Source organism: Microbacterium stercoris, assembly GCF_017592545.1.
Taxonomy (GTDB): domain Bacteria; phylum Actinomycetota; class Actinomycetes; order Actinomycetales; family Microbacteriaceae; genus Microbacterium; species Microbacterium stercoris.
Genome location: NZ_JAGFOA010000001.1, coordinates 460,624 through 471,576, shown reverse-complemented (window position 1 = coordinate 471,576; position 10,953 = coordinate 460,624). Strand labels below are relative to the sequence as shown.

Below are 10,953 nucleotides of genomic sequence, written 5' to 3'. Positions count from 1 at the left end.
TGGGCCCCCCTTATGACCCGAGGACCGCGGAAGGGCCGGACGGGGATCCGTCCGGCCCTTCCGCGTGTGAAGAGGGTCAGCCCTGCTTCTTGGCGCGCGAGGCGGCGCGACCGCGCTCGGTCGCGTCGAGCACCACCTTGCGGATGCGCACGGCCTCGGGGGTGACCTCGACGCACTCGTCCTCGCGGGCGAACTCGAGAGACTCCTCCAGCGAGAGAAGGCGCGGCGGCGTCATCGACTCGAACGAGTCGGCGTTCGCCGATCGCATGTTGGTGAGCTTCTTCTCCTTGGTGATGTTCACGTCCATGTCGTCGGCGCGCGAGTTCTCGCCCACGACCATGCCCTCGTAGACCTCCTCGGTCGGGCGGACGAAGAACGACATGCGCTCCTGCAGGCCGATGATCGCGAAGGGCGTCACAACGCCCGCACGGTCGGCGACGATCGAGCCGTTCTGACGGGCCACGATCTGGCCGGCCCAGTCGTCGTAGCCGTGCGAGATGGCGTTCGCGATGCCGGTGCCGCGCGTGATCGAGAGGAACTCCGTGCGGAAGCCGATGAGGCCGCGCGACGGCACGATGAACTCCATGCGGATCCAGCCGGTGCCGTGGTTGACCATGTTGTCCATGCGGCCCTTGCGGTTCGCCATGAGCTGGGTCACGGCGCCGAGGTGCTCCTCGGGCACGTCGATCGTCAGGTGCTCGTAGGGCTCCTGCGTCTTGCCGTTCTCGCCCTTGCGCGTGACGACCTGGGGCTTGCCGACGGTGAGCTCGAAGCCCTCGCGACGCATGTTCTCGACGAGGATCGCGAGCTGGAGCTCTCCACGACCCTGCACCTCCCACGCGTCGGGGCGGCCGATGTCGTTCACGCGGATCGACACGTTGCCGATGAGCTCGCGGTCGAGGCGCTCCTTGACCATGCGCGCGGTGAGCTTGTGGCCCTTGACCTTGCCGACGAGCGGCGAGGTGTTGGTGCCGATGGTCATCGAGATCGACGGCTCGTCGACCGAGATCTGCGGCAGCGGGCGCACGTCGTTGGGGTCGGCGATGGTCTCACCGATCATGATGTCCTCGAAGCCCGCGATCACCGCGATGTCGCCGGGGCCCGCCTTCTCGGCCGGGTAGCGGTCGAGGGCCTTGGTCATGAGGAGCTCGGTGATGCGTGCGTTCTGGACGGTGCCGTCCTGGCGCACCCAGGCCACGGTCTGGCCCTTCTTGAGCTCGCCGTTGAAGACGCGCAGCAGCGCGAGACGGCCCAGGAACGACGACGAGTCGAGGTTGGTGACCCACGCCTGCAGCGGCGCCTCGTCGTCGTACTCGGGAGCCGGGATGTGCTGGAGGATGGCCTCGAACAGCGGCTCGAGGTCGTCGTTGTCGGGCAGCTCGCCGTTGGCGGGGCGGTTCTGCGATGCGGCACCGGCACGGCCCGACGCGTACACGACCGGAACGTCGAGCAGCGCGTCGACGTCGAGGTCGGGCACGTCGTCCTGAAGGTCGGACGCCAGACCCAGCAGCAGGTCGTGCGCCTCCTCCTCGACCTCGGCGATGCGAGCATCGGGACGGTCGGTCTTGTTGATCAGGAGGATGACCGGGAGCTTGGCCTCGAGAGCCTTGCGCAGCACGAAGCGCGTCTGCGGCAGCGGGCCCTCCGACGAGTCGACCAGCAGGACCACGCCGTGCACCATGGACAGACCGCGCTCGACCTCGCCGCCGAAGTCGGCGTGACCCGGGGTGTCGATCACGTTGATCGTGACCGGCGTGTCGGTGTGCTTGCCGTTGTAGGTGATCGCCGTGTTCTTGGCGAGGATCGTGATGCCCTTCTCGCGCTCGAGGTCGTTCGAGTCCATCGCGCGCTCTTCGACGTGCGCGTGCTCGCCGAACGAGCCCGTCTGGCGGAGCATGGCGTCGACCAGCGTGGTCTTGCCGTGGTCGACGTGGGCGACGATGGCGACGTTGCGGAGGTCGGTGCGGAGGGCGCGAGCCATAAAGGGGATCCTTGCTGCAAAGGGGAGGTGACCCGGAAGCGGGCCGGGGGGAATCCTAGCGTGCCCCGCTGAATCGCTTCCTGACAGCGCGTTCATCTGCGGATCTCCCCCGTTGCCGCAGCCAGATCGTCTCGCCCGAGGGAAGGTGGGCGCTGATCTCGATGCCGCGATCGGCGGCCCAGGGGCGCTCGAGCACCTCCCCCGACCGCGCCTCCGACTCGCGGACCACCGCGACCCACTGCTCGCGCTCGGCGCTCCAGCGGAACCCGGCCTCCTTCAGCGCCGCGCGGCTCGCCTCGAAGTCGCGTGCGGATCCGTTGGACACCCGCACCTCGACCCCGCGTTCCGTGGCGTCGCCGGCGGCGCGCGGCAGCAGGTCCCAGAGCCCCGGCGCGAGCACGACGCGACCGCGCGATCCGGTCCAGAAGGGGCTCGGATCCATCGAGGTCACGACGTCCAGATGGGAGCGGGCTCGCGTGACGCCCACATAGAAAAGACGACGGTCGGCGTCGGACAGCGTCGCGAGCGTGTCGCCGAAGGCGCGGGAGAGCTCCCAGGTGGCGTGGATGAGAGGATACGCCCACTCCTCGGCCTGGAGCAGGATCACCGCATCGGCCTCGCGGCCCTTGAACCGGTGCACCGTGCTGAACTCGACGCCGGCGGCCGCCTCCTCGCCGATCACCGCCGCGATCCGCCGGGTGGTCTCGGGGGCGATGGTGCGGTTGATGCGCGAGAGCACCGCGACGCTGCGTCCCGCCGACCGATGGTCGCGGATGAGGCGGGTCACGGCCACGATCGTGCGGTCATCGCCGAGCGCCGCGCGCTCCTCCGCCTCGATGCGCAGCTGCGGAAGGCCGAACTCCCGTACCTGGGCCGCGCCGGTGCGCAGGGCGACGGCGGGCTCGCCGCGCCCGTCCATCACTCCGTTGCCCAGGCGCACGATGGCCGGCAGGGACCGGCGGTTGGTCGTGAGCGACAGCGCGACGGCTTCGGCGAAGTGGTCGCCGAAGCCCGTGAAGTACTCCAGGGAGGAGCCGGCGAAGCCGTTGATGGCCTGCCAGTCGTCTCCGACCGCGCACACCCGCGCCTCGGGGGAGCGGCGACGCACACCGTCGACGAGCCCCGCGAAGCGGGCCGAGAAGTCCTGGTATTCGTCGATCACGATGTGCCGGAGAGCTGCGACGTCCAGATCGCCCGATTCGAGGGGACCGTCGGACTCGAGCGCCTCGACCGCCCTCCACGCGCGGGCCGAGAAGTCTTCCGCCCCCAGCTCGGTCAGCCGCGCCGCGTAGGCGTCGAGCAGGTCGGCGCAGAGCGCCACCAGAGGCTCGCGGCGCGGCTCGCCGTCGTGGCGCGCCCAGGCGACGCGCAGATCCGTGCCCGTCCAGCGCAGCTGCCGCGCGCGGGAGAGGATGTTCTCGGCGGTGCGCCGGAAGCGCTCGGTGGCGCGGCGCTCGATGACCTGCCAGATCTCATCGCGGTCGAGACGACGTGTGCGCACACCCTCGCGCTCGAGTCGGCGGGCGAGTCCCTCGAGGAATCCCGGGCTCACGGCCTCACCCGGCGTGACGCGGATGGTGCGCCCGCTGCCGGCGCCGCTCGCGTCGAGATCGATCGCGAGGCGCGCGGTGCCCGCCGCATCGACGAGCGCGATCGTCGGCTTGGACCACACGCCGTCGAGGTTCACCCCCATCCGCACGCGATAGTCGAGCCCGCCCTCGGTGCCGTCGCCCACGATGCCCAGGCGCAGCAGCGTGTCGGCGAGGGCGCGCTCGGCGGCCGAGGTCACACGCTCGCCGCGCAGCGTGTGCATCACGTCGCCGCTGTCGCCGGACGCCATGGCGTGCTGCGCGAGCGCGGCGCGCAGGCGCTGACGCTGTCGCGGGTCGGAGGCGGCGCGCGCGAGCAGCTGCGCCATCTCCCGCGAGGACTCGCCCTCATCGAGCAGCCGCGGGCCCCCGCCCGCAGGCTCGGGCAGCACGGCGCGCGCGAACGCGTCGAACGTCTTCACGTGCGGGCGCCGCCCCTCGGGGAGCCACCGCGCGATGCGCTCGCGCAGCTCCTTCGCCGCGGGCACGTTGAAGGCGAGCATCAGCACCGACTCGGGCGCCACCCCGCGCACGCGCACGAGGTGCGCCACCCGGGCCGCCATCGTGGCGGTCTTGCCGGATCCGGCCCGCGCGGTGACGAGCGTGTGCCTCTCCCCCGCCAGGATGACCCGCGCCTGCGCGTCGTCCGGCCGGAACCAGGATCCGTCCGCCAGCGGAAGGTGCGCGGCGCACCAGTCCTGCACCTCGCGCACGGCCTTCGCCTCGGCGGGATCGAGCGGTGGCGCGACGGGAGCCGCCGCGCGTGCGGGCCGCGCGGGGCGGGTGGCCGGGGCGACCTGCTTCGCGGACGCGAACACCGCGGCGATCGTGTCGGCGTCGCCGCGCATCGCGATCACATCGCCGCGGTGGGTGGCATAGACCACGTCGAGCAGCGTGGGCAGCTGCGGCCAGAGCGGGCCGAGCGCCGAGCGCACCACCGCGAGATGCGCGGCCTCCGTGAGGTTGCGCCCGACGCGCTTACCGGACAGGATCGCGCCGAGCACCCGCTCATAGGTGGTCTCGCGCGCGGTCTCCCAGTTCTCCCAGGTGGCAAGGAGTGCGATCAGCACCCGCGTCGCCCGCTCGTCGATCATCAATCCCCTCCGACCGCGCAACGCTACCCCGGACATCCGACATCGCCGGCCGGATCCGGCCGGTTCGTCACCACACGCCGCGACCCGGCCAGCACGTGCGGCGTGTTCTGACGGGAACCGTCAGCCGGCGAGCAGCACCGAGGCCACGCACCACACGGCGATGACCGCCGCGACGACGAGCGGCGCGGGGCTCAGGGTGGCCGACGGGAGCGCTCCGGGCTGCCGACCGGCCGACGCCTTCATGCCACGCAGCACGTCGAGGGTCTGCTCGGTCTCGTCGATCCGCGCACGCCCGATGCCGCGCCAGCGCTTGGTGAGCGACCACGCCTCGACGATGCCCTTGCGCCCGCCGAAGCCCGCGGCCCGGGCGTCGGGGGTGAGGTGGACCTCGAGCTGCCAGCGCATCACGAGATCGTCCACCGACGCCCAGGGAAGGCGGATCGTGCGGAACAGGTTGCGCACGTGCAGGGCGTCACGGTCGGCCGCGATGTGCGGCAGATACAGGAAGGCCCAGACGAACCACACCGGGATCAGCGTCCACGGGGCCACCAGCAGCAGCTGCGACCAGGATCCGCGCGCCACGACGTCGACCAGCAGCAGCACAACGACCACCGCGACGCCCACGAGCCAGAAGAGGCCCGCGGGCGCGCGGAGGACGAGAGGCTTGTCCGTCACGGGATCAGTGACCGGCCAGGTTCACCGAGGCGCCCGGGATCGCGTCGAGCAGGCGCTGCGTGTACGCCTCCTGCGGGGACGCGAAGATCTCGTCGACGGTGCCCTGCTCGACGATGCGTCCCTTCTCCATGACCGCGACCAGGTCGGCCGCGACGCGCACGACCGCGAGGTCGTGCGTGATGAAGAGGTACGTCAGGCCCAGCTCGGCCTGCAGCTCGGCGAGGAGCTTCAGGATCTGGTCCTGAACGAGCACGTCGAGGGCCGAGACGGCCTCGTCGAGCACAACGATCGAGGGCTTGAGCGCGAGCGCCCGCGCGATCGCGACGCGCTGACGCTGACCGCCCGAGAGCTCGTTCGGGTAGCGCCAGGCGAGCTCCCGGGGCAGCGACACCTGCTCGAGCAGCTCGAAGACGCGCGCCTGGCGCGACTTCTCGTCGCCCACGCCGTGCACCTTGAGGGGCTCGGAGATGAGGTGCCCGATCGAGCGCAGCGGGTCGAGGGATCCATACGGGTCCTGGAAGACGGGCTGCATACGGCTGCGGAGGCCGAAGACCTCCTTGGACGACATCTTCGATGCATCCTTGCCCTCGATCAGCAGCTGGCCACTGGTGATCGACTCGAGCTGGAGCACCATCTTCGCCACGGTGGACTTGCCCGATCCGGACTCGCCCACAAGCGCGAGGGTCTTGCCCTTCGGGATCTGGAAGGAGACCCCATCGACCGCGCGGAACGGCACGGATCGGAAGCCGCCCTGGCGGATGCGGTACTCCTTCACGAGGTCGCGCACCTCGATCACGGGGTGATCGGAGACGACCTCGTCGAGGGTCTCGACGCCGCGCTCCTCCGCCACGGCCTGGATGCGCTGCGACGCCAGCGAGGGCGCCGCGGCGACGAGACGCTGCGTGTAGGGGTGCTGCGGGTTCTCGAGGATCAGGCGGCTCGGGCCCGACTCGACGATCTCGCCCTGGTTCATCACGATGATGCGGTCGGCGCGGTCGGCCGCAAGGCCCAGGTCGTGCGTGATGAAGAGCACGGACGTGCCCTTCTCGCGCGTGAGCGAAGCGAGGTGATCCAGGATCACACGCTGCACCGTGACGTCGAGGGCGGAGGTCGGCTCGTCGGCGATGAGCAGCTTCGGGTCGGCCGCGAGGCCGATGCCGATGAGCGCGCGCTGGCGCATGCCGCCCGAGAACTGGTGCGGGAACTGGTGGAGGCGGCGCTCGGCGTCGGAGAGGCCGGCCTGTTTCAGCACCTCGATCGTGCGCTCGCGCACCTCCCGGCGGCCCGTGGCGAGGCCGTTGGCCTTGATCGCCTCGCCCACCTGGAAGCCGATCGACCACACGGGGTTGAGGTTCGACATCGGGTCCTGCGGGACGTAGCCGATCTCGCGCCCGCGGATCGCCTCCATCTCCCGGCGACCGGCGTGCACCAGGTCGACGCCGTCGAGGGTGATCTCGCCGCCCGTGACCTTGCCGGTGCCCGGGAGCAGGCCGATGACCGCGGTCGCGGTGGTCGACTTGCCCGAGCCCGACTCGCCCACGATCGCGACCGTCTCGCCCGGGTAGACCTCCAGGTCCACGCCGTGCACGACCTCGCGCGCGGCCTTGCCGGTGCCGAACGAGACGTTCAGACCGCGGATCTTCAGCAGCGGCTCGGTCGTGTTGATGCCGGACACGGGGTTCTCCTTGTTCATCGCGGCGGCGCTCATCGCTGGGCCCTCGACTTCGGGTCGACGGCGTCGCGGATCAGCTCGCCGAGCGTCACAAACGCGAGGACGGTGATCGTGAGGGCGAGCGACGGCCAGAACAGCGCCATCGGCGCCGTGCGGATCGACGCCTGAGCCTGGCTGATGTCGGCGCCCCACGAGACGACGCCGGGAAGGCCGACACCCAGGAACGAGAGGGTCGACTCCGCGACGATCGCGTTTCCGAGGCCGACCGTGGCGACCACGATGACGGGGGCCATGGCGTTGGGCAGCACGTGGACGAGCATCGTCTTGAAGCGCGACAGACCCAGCGCGATGGAGGCCATCACGTAGTCGGACTGCTTCACCCGCAGCACCTCGGCGCGCACGATGCGCGCGGTCGAGGCCCACGAGAAGCCGCCGATCGCGAAGGCGAGCACCAGCACCGTGCGGAACTCGCGCGGCACGACGGTCATCACGACGATGGCGGCGACGATGTAGGGGATCGTGAAGAAGATGTCGCCGACGCGCGAGAGCAGCGAGTCGAGGAATCCGCCGTAGAACGCGGCCAGCGCGCCCATGATCACACCGATGACCGTGCCGATGATGGTCGCCAGGATGCCGACGCTCAGCGAGACCCCTGCGCCATGGACCAGGCGGGTCCAGACGTCGTAGCCCTGGAAGCTGAAGCCGAGCGGGTGCCCCGGCTCGGGGCCCGCGTTGCTCTTCGCGAGACTCGCGGCGCCCTGGCCGGACGCCGGGAGCTGCGAGAACAGGCCGGGGAAGAGCGCTGCCACCGTCACGATCACGACGATCGCGACGGAGATCCAGAACAGTGGGCGGCGACGCAGGTCGCGCCAGGCATCGAGCCAGAGATTGCTCGGCTTCTCGCCGAGGCGGACCGCATCGACGACGACATCGGCCTTGATCGGCGCGACGTAGTGCACAGCGTTACTTGACATAGCGGATCCTCGGGTCGAGCAGACCGTAAAGCAGGTCGACGAGAAGGTTGACGAGCACGTAGACGATCACGAAGACGGTCACGAAGGAGACGACCGTCGGCGTCTCGTGGCGGATGATCGCCTGGAACAGCGTGTTGCCGACGCCCGGCACGTTGAAGATGCCCTCGGTCACGGTCGCGCCGACCATCAGGATGCCGAAGTTCGTCGCGATGTCGGTCACCATCGGGATCAGCGAGTTGCGCAGCACGTGCACGGGGATCACGCGACCGCGCGAGAGGCCCTTGGAGTACGCCGTGCGCACCCAGTCCTGCCCCAGCGTGTCGATCATGGACGAGCGCGTCAGACGCATGCTCGCGGCGTAGATGCTGAACCCCAGCACGATCGCCGGCAGCCAGAGGTCGCCCCAGTCGTTGTTCGCCCCGACGGTGGGTTTGAACCACTCGAGCTGCACGCCCAGGAAGTACTGGGCGAGGAACGCCAGCACGAAGATCGGAACGGCGATGAAGATCAGCGCGACGACGAGCATCGCGTGGTCGAACACCGTGCCCTTGAGAAGGGCCGAGGCGCCGCCGATGACGATCGAGAGCACAAACGAGATCACGATGGCCATCACGGCAAGACGCAGGGTGACGGGGAACGTGCGCCCCAGCACCTCCATCACGCTCTGACCCGAGAAGGTCGTGCCGAAGTCGAGCCGCAGGATGCCGCCCAGGTAGTGCAGATACTGCACGATGAACGGCTGGTCGAGCATGTACCGGGCGCGCAGCTGCTCGAGCACGGCCTCCGGGGGCTGCTTGTCGCCGAACAGCGCGGCGATCGGGTCGCCGGGCATGGCGAAGACCATGAAGTAGATGAGCAGCGTGGCGCCGATGAAGACAGGCACCACCTGCACCAGGCGTCTGAGGATGTACGCGAGCATCCTCCCCCTCCTTCCGGGGTGAGTGCGCCCGTGCGATGGCACGGGGAAGAGTGGGCATCCTGGGTCTGGAATGCCCGCAAGCCGACCAATTCTGCGCCCACTCTGCTGGGAGTGACGTGTATGGACCGACCAATGTGCATGGAACGAGGCGGTGGCGTCTCCGCCACCGCCTCGTCACGCGCGGATCAGAAAGGTCTTACTCGGCCTTGGTGATCTCGTGGAACAGCGGAACCGAGTTCCAGCCGAACTCGACGTTGTCGACACCCTCTGCCCAGCCGCCGGTGGCGTTGGAGTACCACAGCGGGATCGCGGGCAGGTCGGTGAAGAGCACCGTCTGCGCCTCCTGGAACTTGGCCTTCTGCTCCTCGGGATCGGTCGAGCTGATGCCCTCGGCGATCAGACCGTCGAACTCCTCCGACGAGTACAGGCCGTCGTTCGAGCCGGCACCGGTCGCGTAGAGCGGGCCGAGGAAGTTGTACAGACCCGGGTAGTCGGCCTGCCATCCGGAGCGGAACGCGCTGACCTGCTGGTTGTCGCGCGCGTCGAGCAGACCGGCGAAGTCGGGGAACGGGTTGCCCGCGACGTCGATGCCGAGCGTGTTCGCGATCGAGTTGACCGTCGCGTCGACCCACGTCTGGTGACCGCCATCGGCGTTGTACGCGATGGTGAGCTCACCCGTGAAGGGCTTGATGGCCTCGGCCTCGGCCCACAGCTCCTTGGCGAGCTCCGGGTCGTACTCGAGCACCTCGCTGCCGGGGACCTCGTCGCTCCAGCCGTCGATGACCGGCGAGGTGAAGTCGGTCGCCGGGGTGCGCGAGCCCTTGAAGATCACGTCGGTGATCTCGTCGCGGTTGATGGAGTGCGAGATCGCCGCGCGGCGGAGACGACCCTCCTCGTCCGTCTGGAAGCCCTCCTGCCACTCGGGGATGGTCACCGACTGGAAGATGGCCGCGGGCTGGTTGACCGCACGACCCTTCAGGTCGTCCTCGAAGGTCTCCAGCGCGCTGTCCGGGATCGCGTCGATGACGTCGACGTTGCCACCCTGGAGGTCGGCGTACGCGGCCTCCTGCGTGGCGTAGAAGATGATGTCGAGGCCACCGTTCTTGGGCTTGCGGGGACCGTCGTAGTCCTCGTTGACCGCCAGGTCGATGCGCACGTCGTGCTGCCAGGCGCCGTCGCCGTCGAGCTTGTACGGGCCGTTGCCGATCGGGTTCTGGCCGAAGGCCTCCATGTCCTCGAACGCGACGTCGGGGAGCGGGTAGAAGGCCGAGTATCCGAGGCGGATTCCGAAGTCGGAGGCCGGCTTGTTCAGCGTGATCGTGAACGTGAGGTCGTCGACCTCCTTGAGGCCGGTGAGCTCGGAGTCCTCGTCCCAGCTGAAGCCCTCGATGTCCTCGAAGAAGTACGAGGAGGCCTGGGCGTTCGACAGCTTCGCGCCGTAGTTCCAGGCGTCGATGAAGTTGTGCGCCTGCACGGGGGTGCCGTCCGTGAAGGTCAGACCGTCGCGGATCTTGACGGTCAGCTGCGTCGGCGAGTCGACCGTGATGTCCTCGGCGACATCGTTGACGACCGAGCCGTCGGCGTTGTACGAGATGAGGCCCGCGAAGATCGAGTCGACGACCTTGCCGCCGCCGGTCTCGTTCGTGTTCGTCGGGATCAGCGGGTTCTGGGGCTCCGAGCCGTTCGTCGAGATGACGGCGGTCGACGAGCCCTCGGCGGGCTTCTCGGTGCCGTTGGACTCGCCGCCGCCGCTGGCGCAGCCGGCGAGCACGAGGCTCGCGGCGCCCAGCAGCACGACGCCCGGCAGGGCGATCTTGTTGCGCTTCACAGGGTTCCTCCTGGGGAAGGTAAGGGACATGCGCGGACACCGAAGAGGGCGTCGTTGCGATGCGATGACTCTAAGCCGCTTGTCGGTCTGACGGAAATGGTGCGCAGAACCGTTACAGAGGCTTTACACCGGACCGCGAGCGCTGGGCATTATGCATCACACCGCCCCGCACGAGGCGATTCTCGCCTGGCAGATCTGGAAACGCTTGCACAAAGGATGCT

7 protein-coding genes are annotated in these 10,953 nt (G+C 69.4%); all 7 read right to left on the bottom strand.

Annotation, left to right across the window (positions count from 1 at the left end):
* Window positions 1–76: 76 nt before the first annotated feature.
* Window positions 77–1,981 carry a translational GTPase TypA gene (typA, locus tag J5V96_RS02115; protein ID WP_208499992.1) on the bottom strand — a complete coding sequence of 635 codons (1,905 nt, stop codon included), beginning with the start codon at window positions 1,979–1,981 and terminating at the stop codon, window positions 77–79.
* Between the two features lie 55 nt (window positions 1,982–2,036).
* Window positions 2,037–4,664 (bottom strand): UvrD-helicase domain-containing protein, encoded by a 2,628-nt coding sequence (locus J5V96_RS02110; protein WP_208499991.1) that lies wholly within the window; start codon window positions 4,662–4,664, stop codon window positions 2,037–2,039.
* 120 nt (window positions 4,665–4,784) lie between these two features.
* The gene (locus J5V96_RS16905) at window positions 4,785–5,339 is read right to left on the bottom strand and encodes a PH domain-containing protein (protein WP_208499990.1); all 555 of its coding nucleotides are present in this window, start codon (window positions 5,337–5,339) and stop codon (window positions 4,785–4,787) included.
* 4 nt (window positions 5,340–5,343) lie between these two features.
* Window positions 5,344–7,047, bottom strand: a complete 1,704-nt coding sequence (locus J5V96_RS02100) for an ABC transporter ATP-binding protein (RefSeq protein WP_236014361.1) — start codon at window positions 7,045–7,047, stop codon at window positions 5,344–5,346.
* Window positions 7,044–7,985: an ABC transporter permease gene (locus J5V96_RS02095; RefSeq protein WP_208499989.1), complete on the bottom strand. Its 942-nt coding sequence runs from the start codon at window positions 7,983–7,985 to the stop codon at window positions 7,044–7,046. Before J5V96_RS02095 ends, J5V96_RS02100 begins: the two co-directional genes overlap by 4 nt.
* Window positions 7,975–8,904 (bottom strand): ABC transporter permease, encoded by a 930-nt coding sequence (locus J5V96_RS02090; protein ID WP_208499988.1) that lies wholly within the window; start codon window positions 8,902–8,904, stop codon window positions 7,975–7,977. Before J5V96_RS02090 ends, J5V96_RS02095 begins: the two co-directional genes overlap by 11 nt.
* 196 nt (window positions 8,905–9,100) lie before the next feature.
* Complete coding sequence (locus J5V96_RS02085; RefSeq protein WP_208499987.1) at window positions 9,101–10,732, bottom strand: peptide ABC transporter substrate-binding protein; 1,632 nt, start codon at window positions 10,730–10,732, stop codon at window positions 9,101–9,103.
* Window positions 10,733–10,953 lie beyond the last annotated feature (221 nt).

Excerpts from the sequence above, each read along its gene's own strand:
- typA (WP_208499992.1), bottom strand. The coding sequence starts at position 1,981 with ATGGCTCGCGCCCTCCGCACCGACCTCCGCAACGTCGCCATCGTCGCC.
- J5V96_RS02110 (WP_208499991.1), bottom strand. The coding sequence starts at position 4,664 with ATGATCGACGAGCGGGCGACGCGGGTGCTGATCGCACTCCTTGCCACC.
- J5V96_RS02100 (WP_236014361.1), bottom strand. The coding sequence starts at position 7,047 with ATGAGCGCCGCCGCGATGAACAAGGAGAACCCCGTGTCCGGCATCAAC.
- J5V96_RS02095 (WP_208499989.1), bottom strand. The coding sequence starts at position 7,985 with ATGTCAAGTAACGCTGTGCACTACGTCGCGCCGATCAAGGCCGATGTC.
- J5V96_RS02090 (WP_208499988.1), bottom strand. The coding sequence starts at position 8,904 with ATGCTCGCGTACATCCTCAGACGCCTGGTGCAGGTGGTGCCTGTCTTC.